Source organism: Bradyrhizobium sp. USDA 3397 (assembly GCF_054060965.1).
This window is the reverse complement of record NZ_JBSSDS010000001.1, coordinates 3908115-3922882: the sequence shown is the minus strand read 5'-3', so window position 1 is coordinate 3922882 and position 14768 is coordinate 3908115. Positions and strand designations below refer to the sequence as shown.

Genomic DNA, 14768 nt, shown 5'->3' with positions numbered 1-14768 from the left:
GCGACAGCTGTCGCGTTTCCGACATGGGCGTCATCGCGGCGCGTGCACAACGAGGTGGATCGCTCCGGCTAACTCATTCACATAGACCGAAATACCATGGTCTGCGCGATGGCACGCGAGTTGCTCATTCCCTCATGTGGTCGCTCGGGATGGCGTGTCGTCCTCCCAAACCGACTCAGCGAGCAGGAGGGAGCTGAATATGAACGCTGTTGCCGAACGCGAAGAAAATGTCAAAGCTGCGGAAGCGGGCGGCAAGATGCGGGCCATCGCCGATTACAAAGGGTGCCGAAGCTCTTTGAGTAACGGCAAACGGAGCTGCGGGTCACCGGCCAGCGAAAGCGATCTGCCCCCTGAAATCTGGGATAAGATTAAGAACCATCCCTGCTACAGCGAAGAGGCGCATCATCATTACGCTCGCATGCATGTCGCTGTGGCGCCTGCTTGCAATATTCAGTGCAACTACTGCAATCGCAAATACGACTGCGCCAACGAATCGCGTCCAGGCGTAGTTAGCGAGAAGCTCACTCCTGAGCAGGCGGCCAGAAAGCTGATCGCGGTCGCCACGAGCATTCCACAGCTGAGTGTGCTCGGAATCGCCGGTCCCGGCGATTCCTTGGCCAATCCGAAAAAGACATTCAAGACTTTCGAACTCGTCGCCGCGGCGGCGCCCGACATCAAGTTGTGCCTATCAACAAACGGACTGGACTTGCCTGATCACGTCGACACCATATCCCGGTACAAAATCGACCACGTGACCATCACCATCAATATGATCGATCCCGAAATCGGTGCCAGGATATACCCGTGGATCTTCTTCAACCATAAGCGCTACACCGGCATCGAAGCTGCAAGAATACTTACCCATCGCCAATTGCAAGGCCTCGAGATGCTCACGGACCGGGGCATCCTGTGCAAGATCAATTCGGTGATGATCCCTGGCATCAACGACCAACACCTGATCGACGTCAATAGGGCGGTCAAGTCGCGCGGCGCCTTCCTGCATAATATCATGCCGCTGATCTCGGCGCCCGAACACGGCACCGCATTCGGCCTCAACGGGCAGCGAGGCCCGACCGCGCAGGAACTGAAGGCGCTGCAAGATGCTTGCGAAGGCCAGATAAACATGATGCGGCATTGCCGCCAGTGCCGCGCTGACGCAATCGGCCTTCTCGGAGACGATCGTAGCGCTGAGTTCACCACCGAGAAGATCATAGCCATGGACGTTGAGTACGACCTCAAGACCCGCAAGGCTTATCACGCCAAAGTCGAAGATGAGCGAAAGGCGAAGATTGCAGCCAGGCAGGAGGAGCTAGCAACAATCGCTGGCGAGATGAGCGAGATCAAGCTTCTCGCTGCGGTGGCAACCAAAGGCTCAGGACTGATCAATGAGCATTTTGGGCACGCCAGGGAGTTTCAAGTATACGAACTCTCGACATCCGGTGTCAAATTCGTCGGTCACCGCCGTGTCGACCTTTATTGCCAGGGCGGATATGCCGAAGACGATCGGCTGGCGGGCATCATCCGTGCCATCAATGACTGCCATGCTGTATTCGTGGCCCAGATCGGCGGCTGTCCAAGAAAGAATCTGATCAATGCTGGGATCGAGCCGGTCGATCAATACGCGCATGAGTTCATTGAGAAATCGGCAATCGCCTGGTTCAGGTCCTACCTCGATAAGGTGAAAAGCGGAGAGATCCAACACGTCCAGCGCGGCGACGGCGCGATCCGGCAAGGGTCGCTGATCTCGGCGGCTTAGGAGGTGGTACCAATGCCATTCAAGATCATCTCATCACAGTGTACGGGCTGCTCGGCTTGTGAGCCCTTGTGCCCGAACGTGGCAATTTCCGAGAAAGCTGGAACGTTCGTTATTGAGGCAAAGAAGTGCACCGAATGCCTCGGCTATTTTGACGAGCCGCAGTGCGTCGCAGTCTGTCCGGTCGAAAACACCTGCGTCGTCGACACGACATTGCCGCGTTATCAAGGACCCGCGTAAACGTGGCGCAGCGCATCTCGCCGCGACGGCTCAGTCTATTGCTGAATGATGAGGAAATCGAGGCTCGGCGCAAGGTGGTGAACGGTCCTTGTCGGCGTGTTCGCTACGAAGTGGCGAAACGCATCGCGGCTGACGAGTTGATATGTGACATCGAGCGCGAGGACAATATGAAGCAGGAGATCGCCCGCACTCGCGACCTTCCGCCCTGCAGGTCGCGGAGGAATGGTGCATGAACAGTATCGTTCGGGACAGTGATGTGGTCGAGCTAAGCGGACCGCCGGCCTTCAGCTTTGGCGAAAAGGTGCGAGCCCGCCTCACCATTCGCAATGACGGCACTTTTCACGGCAAGGAGATTGGTGACATTTTGGCCAAGAAGGGAGACGTTGGTTACGTCATTTCAATCGGCACGTTCCTACAGCAATTCTATATCTACGGCGTCGAGTTTATTGAAAGCGGCAACCGTGTTGGCATGAAGCGCAAAGAGCTCGATCGGATCGACGCGTGCGAAGAGATGGATGATCCGCCTTGGCCAGAAGAGGCTGTATCATGATGGAGTCGCGCGTTCCCAAGTATCGAGCCGGCCAGCGCGTTAAAACTGCGGTGGATGTTATTAACGACGGCTCAGTGGCCAACGCACCGCCTGATGGAATCCTAGTCCGCGCCGGCGCGATCGGCAAGATTATCCGAGTCTTGATGCATACTGAAGCGAGCGTGCCCATCTATCTTGTCGATTTCGATGAACCGCTGGTCGTCGGTTGTCTTGAAGAGGAAATCACCGTCGTGTGAGGGAAGGTTCTCGCGATGAAAGTTACGAGAAAGGTGCCAGGCGGGGTGATCGCCCATCCGAACGAGCTCGATCGCAGGAGGATTGAGCGTGCCTTGCTCTCGCGCAAGTACTATCGGTACGTCTCGCCTAACGTGACTCCGGTCAAGGCTGGTTATCTTATCGAGAGTCCCTGTTGCTCGCGCAATATCGACAGAGACGGCGGCCGAATTGATGTCGCTGTATTTCGCTACGACACCGTGAGCCGGACTTGGAAACTGTTTTTCAAGAATCATGCACGGGGAATATGGGAATTTTACAGCATGTACCACCGACTGGCGTCGGCGATCGACGAGTTGAACACGGACCCTGAGCGGCTCTTCTGGCAGTGATGCTCGTTGGAACAGTCCTGTAGGAGCCACAGTGGCACTCCCCACAGAGCAATTGATCGAGATTGAACGCCTGCTAGCAACAACTGAGGCTGGTACTAGCGCGGTTGCCGACCTAAGGCGCCGCTTTCCGCAGCTCACCTGGGTGCTATGTGATGCGTCGGATGTCACGGAGGAGCCATTCCGGCGTCTTGCGTGGTTCGATCTGCATCTGATCGATGGATCCGACCAGTGCATCCTGATTACGGCCGACCAGGCGCGGGCGACCGGATTGGTGCTTGCGAGAAGGAATATTGGGCGATGACCGCATTGGACCCCACAGAGGATATCGTCGATGACGCACGTCACTGTCGGCGCGCTCCCTGCTGTCAGAGCAGCATTGTGGTGGCAGCGAATTGCCAATGGGCCGACTGCTGAGCCATTCGAACGAGCGTTTGCCGCCTATTTTGGCCGTAAATATGCTGTTGCGGTTCCGAGCAGCGCTATTGGACTTCTGCTTGCGCTGAGGGCGCTCGGTCGGGCTCGGCCAAGCGTGCCCCTACGTGTCGGGAGACGATCTATGTCGTCAGTCTCGCGGGTGGACGGTGTTTGCGACTGTTGGTGCGAACGTTGGCTACGGCGAATGCCGAAGAACGTATCGCGGCCAAGACACCGGCGATTACCGCGGGTCCCAATGGCTACCGGGCACCATGGTCTGGGCTGCGCGCGGTCGCGCAACTCCATCGGGTGCCACTCTTGGCTGAGTCTACCGAGGCGATTCGAAAGACAAGAACGAATTCTTCGGTCGCTGTGACGACCTCGCGGTCCTCGACGTTGTCCAAGCGCTGGTCCTGAGCCGCGGCGGAGGCGGAACGGGTGGTGACGGGCGACGTCGATCTGGTACTTCGCTTGTGTCGCCATCGCGCGCGCCGTCCGGATGAGCGCACCTCCATCGTAGTCGGCAGGCTGCAGCGGCAGGGCGCAATTGAGCCGCTTATCATCCCACTACATTTGGCGCCCTTGCGCAAAGGGTAGTCGAGGTCACGCAGGGCACATCCTTGTTGCGGCACTGACTGGCGCGGGGATTGCAGTTTCGCGCAAGCAAAGGAGCGGGCCGATGAACCGCTGCCATAGTTCGTCGCAGTCCCCGAGAGTCACCAGGCCCCGCAAAGAAAAAAAGCTCCACAGCAATCCCAGCGCGCGGACCAAGTCGTCGCGCGCGGTCCACTTGAAAGAGGTCGAAAATGAGCACGCCGCAACTAGCTCTTTAGCTTCGGGCTCCGGTTATAAGCTTGGCAAAAAAATGGGAACGATATGAATCCGCAGATCATCATTCACGTCCGCTTCGCTCCGAATGGTAGCGTGCTCCAGATCAGCGAGCGCCCACCGAGGCTCACGCCCGATCAATGGTTTCATGTCCTCAACGCCCTTGCCAGCTCTGCTTATCGGCCACTGGCCCATGGCCGTGGCCTTTTTTGCCTGACCCGCGCCGCTGTTGATGCCCTCAGGCAGCAAACGACAGCACTGGCGTCAACGAAAGATCATCGATGCCGAGGCTGGCTACGAGATTGACGTGTTCCTCTCTCTAGCCGATGCATGCCGAGCGGACTGGCGTCAGGACGTTTGGTCTTTCGCAGGTCGATGACATCGGCGAGCCGCCGGTGCACCAATGTTGAATGCGTCACGATGCTCGTCACCGGCAACAAAGCAAGACGTTGCTGTCGCGAACCTGGCGGTGATTGGCATTTGCACGTTGGAAGGTCGAGGCGAATCGGTACATGAGCGAGCATCGCGCTCGACCCTGCGGAGCTTGCAAGAAGAGGGTGGATAGTGGAGTAAACCAAGAAGGACTAAAAGGTCGTGACGGTAGGATCAAACGTTGAGGTCAAGCGTTGAGGCCCTCATGGGAGAAGCCATTTTAGACGCGTAGGTATCACGTTACTGTTCTCGCCAGCGAGGCCAATGATTGCGGCGCCAGCCTCTCGGGTGCCTGCGCAATCGACAGTGGCATGGGGCAGCATCGTGTCAGGTGTGCGTGCGCTAAGGAAAGATACTTTGAGGTTTAGGTCCCATGGTGGCGCTGTCCACTCGCCAGCGACCGTTCATTGGATGACCTTGATGCCAAGGGCGTTCCGCGACGCAAAAAGTGGCTGATCACTCGTGTTAGTCGCGTCCGTCACCTCATACTGATGCCCAAAATGCCTCGCCCCAGATGCGAACGGAACGGGCTCGGGTCTCTGGAGTCGAGCGAGATGACGGTTCTTTGAATCGTCCTCGCGCTCGACGCTTGATCCAAACCTGTTTCGACTCGAAAATCAAACGAGTGTCAGAACCTGTATGTGATGCCGCCGCTCACCAGCCATGGGTCTATGTTGGCCTGTCCGGTGACTGGAATTATGTTGTTCACAGTTGCCGAATAATCCGGTCTCAGCCACAGCTTCTTCACATCGAAGTTGAGGCCCCAATGGCGATCGACCATGTAATCGAAGCCGAATTGGATCGCAGGGGCAACCCGGTTGCTAATATGCAGATCCGTCACGGCAAGACCAGCGAACCGCGTATTGGCAGAGGATTGGTTGAAGAATACCGAGTAATTGATGCCCGCGCCGACGTATGGCTCAAAAGCGCCGAAATCGGTGAAGTGATATTGCAGCGTCAGCGTCGGCGGCAACAGCGAGGCTTTCCCGATATCGAGCCCATCGAGAGCTCTGGTGCCTGTGATGTGATGCCTGGTCACGCCGAGAATGAGTTCGGCAGCGACGTTCCTGGTGAAGAAATAAGTGATATCGAGTTCCGGTACGATTTGATCGCTGATCGAGAGCGTGGAGTTCGGCGAGGACAGGGACGGGACACCAGCGACGTTGACCGAGCTCGCCCCGGCGTCTGGCAGAACGCCGAGTACACGTAAGCGGATCATCCAGGGATTGAAAGCTTCGATACGGGGCGCTTTGGTATAGAGGGGCGCCGACGCCAGATCAGCAGCCTGTACCGGCATGATGCCTCCACCGAGCGCCGAAGCCACCACGACAGGCGCTGCGGTCATCAGCATTGTTTTTGTTCTCATCGAATTCTCCATTCCCAATCTAGCGCGAGGAGTCGCGCGATACTTGTGTGACACAGAGAGATGGCAAACAGTTTGATGCCAATCAAATCTCGCGGCTCGTGGCACGGAGTGTTTTGTCACGATGCATGAGGATCGCCGCTGTGAAGCGTGGTGCGTCTTCCCGAATCCTCATTCGTCTCCACGTTTCGTCTGAGCTGCGCTTCAAAGTTCGGACTTGTGCAGGGGATCTCGGTCCTTCTCGGCCGCCAATACCTCTATCCGGTCAATCGCTGGCGATCGCAACCCGACAGGCACTGTCGCTCCTCACGTCCGCGAGGACCCGCTTGCAAAACGAGTGGCAATTCCCGTTCCACATCCGAGCGAACCGCACGTCAGGAAGGGGCCATGCGTGATGCCAATTCTTGTTCGGTGTCTGACAGGAGGGAGTCGTGTCGCGTTCAAAACACCTTGTGCAGTTCAAAGGCTCGTCGGGGCTTTCAAAACGAAAACAGACGCTTGAGAAGGAAAACCGAGCGCTGGCACGGTGATTGCAAACCAGGATGGTGCAACACTGAGCGAGGGCTGAGTGCACGCAGACGCGCAAGACGAGCGATGCTCTCCTTCCCCCCGTGTGCCCAGTTTCTGTGAGAGAAACAAGCTCGCGCGCCCGACAGCGCGCAACTTTGGCAAACCGGTTGATGGAGAGCAACATGTCTTCACTGAGACAAATCGCATTCTACGGCAAGGGTGGTATCGGAAAGTCGACCACTTCGCAAAACACGCTGGCTGCGCTGGCGGAGATGGGTCACAGAATCCTGATCGTAGGCTGCGATCCTAAGGCGGATTCGACCCGCCTGATCCTGCACGCGAAGGCGCAGGACACCATCTTAAGTCTCGCAGCGAACGCTGGCAGCGTAGAAGATCTCGAACTCGAGGACGTGATGAAGATCGGCTACAAGGACATCCGTTGCGTGGAGTCGGGCGGGCCCGAGCCGGGTGTCGGCTGCGCTGGGCGCGGTGTCATCACCTCGATCAATTTCCTGGAGGAGAATGGCGCATATGAGAATATCGATTACGTCTCCTACGACGTGCTCGGCGACGTTGTCTGCGGCGGTTTTGCGATGCCAATCCGCGAAAACAAGGCGCAGGAGATTTATATCGTGATGTCCGGTGAGATGATGGCGATGTATGCCGCCAACAACATCTCCAAAGGCATCCTAAAGTACGCCAACTCTGGCGGCGTGCGGCTCGGCGGTCTGATCTGCAACGAGCGGCAGACCGATAAGGAGTTAGAACTGGCTGAGGCGCTGGCCAAGAAGCTCGGGACCCAGCTGATCTATTTCGTGCCGCGGGACAACGTCGTACAGCATGCGGAGCTACGCCGCATGACCGTGCTGGAATATGCGCCCGACAGCGAGCAGGCCGATCACTATCGTAATCTGGCGACAAAGATCCATAACAATGGCGGCAAGGGCATCATCCCGACGCCTATCTCCATGGATGAGCTTGAGGATATGCTCATGGAGCACGGAATCATGAAGGCGGTTGACGAATCTATCATCGGCAAGACTGCCGCCGAGCTCGCGGCCTCGTAAAGGCCGCGAGTCGCGGCCTCGCAAGGGCGCGCGACGGATGCCGGTCTCCCTATTTCCCCCTTCCCTCAGGGGGACCGGCATTTCGATTGACAAGCTCCAGAGCTGAACCAGGACGCGTGATCAGACATGAAGCGGCGTACAGCGGTTAAAAACTCGCCAAGCATGCTCGAAGCGCAACTCTTTTCCTTTACGGAGGCCTGTGCCACTGAGGCGACCCCTCAAGCACGCGCCATTACGACGTATCGCCTGCTCACCGGCAGGTATCCCGCAGAGGCCGATATCACGAGCGACAGCAATTTCGATCGCCATGCGCTAGCGTCTATTCTGGCGGCTGCCATGATGGATGGTGGTTCAGTTCCAGAGCAGGTGGGCGTGACCGGCAAGGAGCTGGCGGCATTGCTGGAGCACTACTTCCCTTCGATCGACATCACAGACGATAAGCAGCTGTCCCATTTCAACTGCCATGAGGACGAGGAGGTCGCACTGATTCGTGACCTTCTGCTCGCGCACCGATCGACTGAAGGCAAGATTGGCGGATGGCTTGCTGCGATGGTTGCACGTCGTGCCATAGAGGCAAACCACCTCTGGGAAGATCTCGGATTGCGTGATCGCGAGGAACTCTCCCGCTTGCTAAACCGTCATTTCGCGGCGCTCGCCGCGCGCAATATCAACAATATGCGATGGAAGCGTTTCTTCTATCGAACGTTGTGCGAGAACGATGGCTTCGTGATGTGCACCACGCCTGTGTGCACGCAATGTAACGAGTTCAACGTCTGCTTTGGCGCTGAAGATGGCGAGAGCCGGATGGCAGAGCGCCGGCGTGACGTTCTACGGCAGGCGCCTAGTCCGATCATCGACAACAGGGTTATCTGAGGCGAACCATGGAATGTCTGTTGGCATGTCTCGCATCGACGGCTGCACAAGACTCGAAGGTTGCGGCGAAGCAAGGCATCCGCCGGGTGGCTTCTTCCGGCCTTGCGGACTATGTCTCGTAACGCTGTGCGAGGAGATCGCTCGAAGTGACGCTACCGTGGACGCGACAGCGTTTAATCGTAAGCGGGCAATCGTTGGCGGGCTTTGCCGAAGATGACGCTTTGGCAAATCGCGCAGTATATGCTTTTGCGACCGCTTACTATCTACAGCACGTTAGACCACCTAAGCGGCTAGCTTGCGTCGGATCGGGTCTCGCGCAGTGCAAAGGGTATTGTGAACCCAACAGGACGTTAGCACCACGAGCTCATGAAATCCGCAGAACTCGTTCTCCTGATTGCGGTAGATGCAGGAGACGCTGCCAGGACCATGCGCTGTTCAAGGATTGGCCTATCCATCCGTGCGGCCTATTGGTCCGCGCACCAATGATAATGTGAGGCGCTGTTTTACTGCCTCGCATTTGCAACAATCTGTTCGTAGCGAAGAGTATTGGGTCTCCAAGGCGTTGAAGCCGCGGCCGGCTGGCATGCGGGGTGCTGAACCGGTACTAGGTCAAACAAAGCAAGCGAGGAGCTTCTCATGATCGTTGCCGCCACTGCTGTTCAACGATCGTCCGAGACAGCAACGGCCAGGCCAATCGTGCTCAACGACACGACACTGCGCGACGGCGAGCAGGCCCCCGGGGTTGCGTTCACCGTTAAGGAAAAGCTAGCGATCGCGCAGGCGCTGGCGCGAGCTGGTGTTACTGAGCTCGAGGCGGGAACGCCCGCAATGGGCTCGGACGAGATCGCGGCGATACGCACAATTGTGGAGGCGGGTCTTCCGCTCACCGCAATTGGATGGTGCCGAATGCGTGAAGCCGATGTCGACGCGGCGAAGGAGGCGAACGTTTCAATGGTCAATATCTCGACCCCAGCCTCCGATGTTCAGATCGCGGCCAAGATTGGCGGTAACCGCGAACTGGCGCTGGAAAAGATCAAGCGAGTAGTTGGTTATGCCCGTGAGCGAGGGCTAGAGGTCGCGGTCGGCGGTGAGGACTCATCTCGCGCCGATGCTGAGTTTCTCATCAAGCTGATCGCCACGGCTAAGGCCGCGGGTGCCCGTCGCTTTCGCATTGCCGACACGCTTGGTGTGCTAGATCCCGATTCCACCCACGCGCTGGTCCGGCATTTGCGCGCCGCCACCGATCTTGAGCTCGAATTCCATGGTCACGACGATCTCGGGCTCGCGACCGCCAACACGCTTGCTGCCATCAATAGCGGTGTGAGCCACGCATCCGTGACAGTCATCGGGCTGGGAGAGCGTGCAGGCAATGCGCCGCTAGAGGAAGTCGCAGTCGCACTCAAACAGCTCTACGGATGCGAGACCGGCATCCAGCTGCCGGAGCTCGAGAATGTCGCGGCGGTGGTCGCGGCTGCGGCTTCACGTGCGATTCCTCCGAACAAGGCGATCGTGGGTGAACATGTGTTCACTCATGAATCTGGAATTCATGTCAATGGCCTGTTGAAGGACAAACGCACCTATCAGTCGCTTGATCCCCATCTGCTTGGTCGCTCTAACCGGTTTGTGATGGGCAAGCATTCAGGGCTTTCATCGCTCACCTCGTTGCTTGATGAATTTCAGCTTGCGGCCAGCGCAGATGAGGCAAGACAAATCCTTTCGCGGGTGCGGAAGCATGCCGTTGAGCACAAGCGGCCGGTTCAGCGCGAGACGTTGATCGCAATCTGGCGCGACGTTCGCGAACGCTCGTCGATCCGTCACGGGCAGGGCCAACATGTCGGGTGACTGTCCTCTCGGGTTCGAGCCACCTGCGGAAAATCTGCGCGCACTACCACCTGACGCCGGTGCCTGTCCGCGCCATCATTGCCATACTGCCGTAGCTAAGAGACTTTCTGCAAGCGGTTTGGCCATACATAAGGGGAGTGCAACTGGGGCAGCGCGATTATTAAGCTGAGCGCGGCTTCGACCAGAAAGTGCGCGGCCCTGACCGAATGGAGAGTTTTCGATGAGCAACAAGCCAATGACAACCGGCATCCTGGATCGGCTCAACAAGGCGTCCTCTGCGGAAGAGTTTTTCGCGCTGCTTGGCGTGGATTACGATCCCAAGGTCGTCAATATCGCACGCCTGCATATCTTAAGGCGCATGGGCCAATATCTCGGCAAGGAACAGTTCGTCGACGCGACCGAGGTGGAGGTCACAGCTGGCTGCAAGACGATGCTGGAACGAGCCTATGCCGACTTCGTAGCGTCCTCACCGCTTGAGCAACGTGTGTTCAAAGTCCTGCAGGATGCGATCGTAGAGCCCAAGAAGACGGCAGCGTTCGTGCCGTTGAATGAGCTGAAGTGACCTCTCGGCCTGTGTCGCTCTGCCCCTGTCGTGACCGTCCTTGCGCGGGCCGTTCCGTTCATCCAGATCGGCTCCGCAGCAGTAGGCAAACGCGGTACTTGTCGGATACCAAACAATGTCCGGTGTTGTCATGTTCACCGTGCTGATAGTCAGCATCAAGTTCTCTCAAGTCATTGCGTCGCCACCAGATATTTGATGGTGTCGTTTGCTGGTACGACATTTGCTGTCCTCCTGGGACCAGCGTCATTGATGCCGAACACACCCATGTCGTTATGAGGTTTGAGGAAGAACAAATGACATCGCCTATGTTGTACACCGCTTTTGCGGCCATCATGTGGGCCTCGCTCGCGGGCATGCTCGAGATTGACCCAATTGTTGTTGAGGCCGGCTTTGGCCGAAAGGTGCCGGCCAATGGCTAGCTCAAGCGTCAACACTACATCTGGACACGGCATGCAGGCGATCGCTTGCGTTCCCCCAGATCCGCGTCCACTCAATGGCCAGCAGCAATTTGCGCCAGCGTGGCCGCCCAAGAGCAGAGGCCCGTACGAGTTGTTCGCGCTGGAGGCCGCGCACGAATTGCATGACTTGTTCAATCCCGACTACAACGCCAAGGCCGGACTGTCCGTGCCGCACCAGGAACGGATCTGCCTGGTCGACAGTGCCGGAAGGAACGAGCAAGAATCATTGCGGTGCAATGGCCGGTGCGCTGCCGGCGGCGCCGGAGCTACCCGTAGAGGAATCGCGCAGGAGGCCAGCGTGGAGAACGTCTTAACCAAGGGTCCTGGGCGGCGTGTGGGCCATGGTCAAGCGTCTCTTTGTACCATCGGCTCGCATTATCGAGGTAAGGGCTGACGGGGCCCCGCCAGCAACACGCCAGTTGCTGATCCGAGCCTTCTTCGACAGTCAACTCACGCTAGAAAGCGATTTGCGCCTAAGGTGCGCAGGTTCTGAGGGGATCCAAGGGTATGACCAACCTTACCAATCCGGTGGTGCCGGCCGGGTCCGGCCGGGCTGCAGCCAAAAGAGAGCTGCCGGAGCACTTTAAGGCCTATAAGCATGTCTGGGTTTTCATCGAGCAGGAGCGCGGACAGGTGCACCCCGTTTCCTGGGAGCTTATGGGAGCGGGCCGCAGACTTGCTGACAAGCTGAAGGTTGACCTTGCAGCCGTGGTAATCGGCTCAGAAGGTGAGGCCACGCGCAACGCCGCTCTTGAATCCTTCTGCTACGGCGCCGATCTGACATATCTCGTGGCCGACAATGTGCTATCGGAATATCGCAACGAATCCTACACCAAGGCGCTAACGGAACTGGTCAACAAGTACAAGCCCGAAATCTTGCTGTTGGGCGCCACTACACTTGGCCGCGATCTCGCCGGTTCTGTGGCGACAACGCTGCTGACGGGTCTGACCGCCGACTGCACGGCTCTTGACGTTGACGCGGATGGCTCGCTTGCGGCTACACGTCCGACTTTCGGCGGCTCACTGCTTTGCACGATCTACACTTTGAACTACCGGCCCCAAATGGCAACCGTCCGACCGCGCGTCATGCCAATGCCCGATCGTGTCATTCGCGATGCCGCTCGCATTATTATTCATCCACTTGGCCTCATTGAGGATGATATCGTTACCAAGGTGCTCTCCTTCGTTCCGGACCGCGATTCCGAGACGTCTAATCTGGCCTATGCCGATGCGGTGGTTGCCGGAGGCTTGGGGCTGGGATCGCGGGAGAACTTTCACTTTGTACGCCAACTCGCAGTAGCCCTGGGAGCGGAGTACGGTTGCTCGCGTCCTTTGGTACAAAGGGGTTGGGTTACGTCTGACCGACAGATCGGGCAGACAGGAAAGACCATCCGGCCAAAGCTCTATATCGCAGCTGGCATTTCCGGAGCAATCCAACATCGGGTCGGTATCGAGGGCGCCGATCTGATCGTCGCCATCAATACTGACAAGAACGCGCCGATCTTCGACTTCGCCCACATCGCGATCGTTCATGATGCTGTGCAGCTATTACCGGCGCTGACGGCTGCGTTTCGAGCGCGGCTTTTGCCGAATGCGCGTGCCCGTATTGCGAGCTAGGGAGGTCGTCATGATCGACGAGAGGTTCGATGCAATCGTGGTCGGCGCCGGCATGGCTGGCAACGCGGCGGCGCTGACCATGGCCCGTAGCGGTATGAAGGTGCTACAGCTTGAGCGCGGCGAGTATGCAGGTTCGAAAAACGTGCAGGGCGCAATCCTCTATGCGGATATGATGGAAAAGCTGATTCCGGATTTTCGGGAGGAGGCGCCGCTTGAACGTCATTTGGTCGAGCAGCGCTTCTGGATGATGGATGACCGCTCCCACGTCGGCATGCACTACCGCTCCGACGAATTCAATGAAGAACGGCCGAACCGCTACACCATCATCCGCGCCCAGTTCGACAAATGGTTCTCTTCGAAAGTACGCGAGGCCGGCGCGATCGTCCTGTACGAGACCACAGTCACCGAACTTGCACGGGACGACCATGGAAAGGTGATCGGTGTCCGTACAGATCGTCAAGACGGCGAAATACATGCTGATGTCGTGGTGTTGGCCGAAGGCGTTAACGGCCTGCTGGGGACGCGCGCGGGCCTGCGTGAACGGCCGACACCCGATAAAGTTGCCCTCGCCGTAAAGGAAATGCATTTCTTGCCGCGGGAGAGCATTGAGGCTCGTTTCAATCTCAAGGGCGACGAAGGGGTAGTGATCGAGGCGGCGGGTACGATTTCTCGTGGTATGACCGGTATGGGCTTTATCTATGCCAACAAGGAATGCATTTCACTCGGCATCGGTTGTCTTGTCGCCGACTTCCAGCGCACGGGCGAAACGCCTTACGGATTGCTCGATCACTTCAAAAAGCATCCATCAGTAGCGCCTCTGATCGCCGGCTCCGAGGTCAAAGAATATTCCGCGCATCTCATTCCTGAAGGTGGCTACAAGGCAATCCCGCAGCTTTATGGTGAGGGCTGGCTGGTGGTTGGCGATGCGGCGCAACTCAACAATGCCATTCATCGCGAGGGCTCCAACCTCGCCATGACCTCAGGTCGCATCGCGGCCGAATCAATTGTCCAGGTCAAGTCGCGCCGCGATCCTATGACGGCTAGAAATCTGTCGCTCTACAAGAAGATGTTGGACAATTCCTTCGTCATGAAAGACCTCAAGAAGTACAAGGATCTACCGAAGCTGATGCACACAAATTCGCAAAGTTTCTTTCTCACCTACCCGCAGCTCGTCTCCAGCGCGATGCAAAACTTCGTACGCGTCGATGGTACGCCCAAGATCGAGAAAGAGAAGGTGACGGTGAAATCCTTCGTAAGGGCACGGTCGTGGGCAGGTCTGTTCAGCGATGCCTGCCGGCTTGCCCGTGCGTGGCGCTGACGAAATCAGAAATTGAAGCGGAACAAAGGAGGTTAACGCATGAATGAGTCGTCGGTGCGCGTCGAGGACAAGCTATATTACAATCGTTATCTTGTGGACGTCGGTCGTCCCCACGTTAAGGTGCGCGCGCACAAGAACCCCTCACGGCAGCTATTAGCACTTTTGAAGGCCTGCCCTGCGCGCTGCTACGAACTCAATGAGGCGGGACAGGTCGAAGTAACTGTCGATGGCTGTATCGAATGCGGCACGTGCCGCGTGATCGCTGAGCCCAGCGGCGAGATCGAATGGAATTATCCGCGTGGCGGATATGGGGTGCTATTCAAGTTTGGATGAACT

General features: G+C 57.6%; 17 protein-coding genes. 15 read left to right on the top strand and 2 right to left on the bottom strand.

Annotated features, from left to right (window positions below; all coding sequences use genetic code 11):
- The first annotated feature begins 199 nt into the window (after positions 1–199).
- From nifB to ACVWYQ_RS17950, 8 genes are read left to right on the top strand one after another with little or no spacing between them, the layout of a single operon-like run.
- Positions 200–1756: a nitrogenase cofactor biosynthesis protein NifB gene (gene nifB / locus ACVWYQ_RS17985; RefSeq protein WP_456726182.1), complete on the top strand. Its 1557-nt coding sequence runs from the start codon at positions 200–202 to the stop codon at positions 1754–1756.
- Between the two features lie 12 nt (positions 1757–1768).
- The gene (locus ACVWYQ_RS17980; protein ID WP_157286134.1) at positions 1769–1993 is read left to right on the top strand and encodes a 4Fe-4S binding protein; all 225 of its coding nucleotides are present in this window, start codon (positions 1769–1771) and stop codon (positions 1991–1993) included.
- Between the two features lie 2 nt (positions 1994–1995).
- Positions 1996–2226, top strand: a complete 231-nt coding sequence (locus tag ACVWYQ_RS17975) for a hypothetical protein (protein ID WP_456726181.1) — start codon at positions 1996–1998, stop codon at positions 2224–2226.
- Positions 2223–2543: a nitrogen fixation protein NifZ gene (locus ACVWYQ_RS17970; RefSeq protein ID WP_456726180.1), complete on the top strand. Its 321-nt coding sequence runs from the start codon at positions 2223–2225 to the stop codon at positions 2541–2543. Before ACVWYQ_RS17975 ends, ACVWYQ_RS17970 begins: the two co-directional genes overlap by 4 nt.
- A complete protein-coding gene (locus tag ACVWYQ_RS17965) occupies positions 2540–2779 on the top strand; it encodes a nitrogen fixation protein NifZ (RefSeq protein WP_157286132.1) in 240 nt (79 codons plus the stop codon). Before ACVWYQ_RS17970 ends, ACVWYQ_RS17965 begins: the two co-directional genes overlap by 4 nt.
- 15 nt (positions 2780–2794) lie before the next feature.
- A complete protein-coding gene (locus ACVWYQ_RS17960) occupies positions 2795–3148 on the top strand; it encodes a DUF3024 domain-containing protein (protein ID WP_456726179.1) in 354 nt (117 codons plus the stop codon).
- Between the two features lie 31 nt (positions 3149–3179).
- Positions 3180–3449, top strand: coding sequence for a hypothetical protein (locus ACVWYQ_RS17955; RefSeq protein ID WP_456726178.1), 270 nt, complete (start codon positions 3180–3182; stop codon positions 3447–3449).
- A 30-nt stretch (positions 3450–3479) separates the two neighbouring features.
- Entirely contained in the window at positions 3480–3938 is a 459-nt protein-coding gene (locus ACVWYQ_RS17950; protein WP_456726177.1) for a DegT/DnrJ/EryC1/StrS family aminotransferase, read from the top strand.
- Positions 3939–5450: 1512 nt separating this feature from the next.
- Here ACVWYQ_RS17950 and ACVWYQ_RS17945 read toward each other — a convergent pair.
- A complete protein-coding gene (locus ACVWYQ_RS17945) occupies positions 5451–6173 on the bottom strand; it encodes an OmpW/AlkL family protein (RefSeq protein ID WP_456727185.1) in 723 nt (240 codons plus the stop codon).
- 704 nt (positions 6174–6877) lie between these two features.
- Here ACVWYQ_RS17945 and nifH point away from each other — a divergent pair.
- The 4 genes from nifH (at position 6878) to nifW (ending at position 11039) form a co-directional block, all read left to right on the top strand.
- Positions 6878–7762, top strand: coding sequence for a nitrogenase iron protein (nifH, locus tag ACVWYQ_RS17940; protein WP_275501663.1), 885 nt, complete (start codon positions 6878–6880; stop codon positions 7760–7762).
- A gap of 126 nt (positions 7763–7888) precedes the next feature.
- Positions 7889–8635 (top strand): nitrogen fixation protein NifQ, encoded by a 747-nt coding sequence (locus ACVWYQ_RS17935; RefSeq protein WP_456726176.1) that lies wholly within the window; start codon positions 7889–7891, stop codon positions 8633–8635.
- Positions 8636–9271: 636 nt separating this feature from the next.
- Positions 9272–10477, top strand: a complete 1206-nt coding sequence (gene nifV / locus ACVWYQ_RS17930) for a homocitrate synthase (RefSeq protein ID WP_456726175.1) — start codon at positions 9272–9274, stop codon at positions 10475–10477.
- A gap of 220 nt (positions 10478–10697) precedes the next feature.
- Positions 10698–11039: a nitrogenase stabilizing/protective protein NifW gene (nifW, locus tag ACVWYQ_RS17925; protein ID WP_456726174.1), complete on the top strand. Its 342-nt coding sequence runs from the start codon at positions 10698–10700 to the stop codon at positions 11037–11039.
- A 170-nt stretch (positions 11040–11209) separates the two neighbouring features.
- Here nifW and ACVWYQ_RS17920 read toward each other — a convergent pair whose 3' ends face one another.
- Entirely contained in the window at positions 11210–11470 is a 261-nt protein-coding gene (locus ACVWYQ_RS17920; RefSeq protein ID WP_456726173.1) for a hypothetical protein, read from the bottom strand.
- 534 nt (positions 11471–12004) lie between these two features.
- On the opposite strand from ACVWYQ_RS17920, the gene ACVWYQ_RS17915 reads away from it, so the two are divergent.
- Genes ACVWYQ_RS17915 through ACVWYQ_RS17905 form a run of 3 tightly spaced genes read left to right on the top strand, consistent with a single transcriptional unit; the run spans position 12005 to position 14765 of the window.
- Positions 12005–13114 (top strand): electron transfer flavoprotein subunit alpha/FixB family protein, encoded by a 1110-nt coding sequence (locus ACVWYQ_RS17915; RefSeq protein WP_456726172.1) that lies wholly within the window; start codon positions 12005–12007, stop codon positions 13112–13114.
- Positions 13115–13124: 10 nt separating this feature from the next.
- Positions 13125–14432: an FAD-dependent oxidoreductase gene (locus ACVWYQ_RS17910; protein ID WP_456726171.1), complete on the top strand. Its 1308-nt coding sequence runs from the start codon at positions 13125–13127 to the stop codon at positions 14430–14432.
- Between the two features lie 39 nt (positions 14433–14471).
- The gene (locus ACVWYQ_RS17905) at positions 14472–14765 is read left to right on the top strand and encodes a ferredoxin family protein (RefSeq protein WP_128266550.1); all 294 of its coding nucleotides are present in this window, start codon (positions 14472–14474) and stop codon (positions 14763–14765) included.
- Positions 14766–14768: the final 3 nt, after the last annotated feature.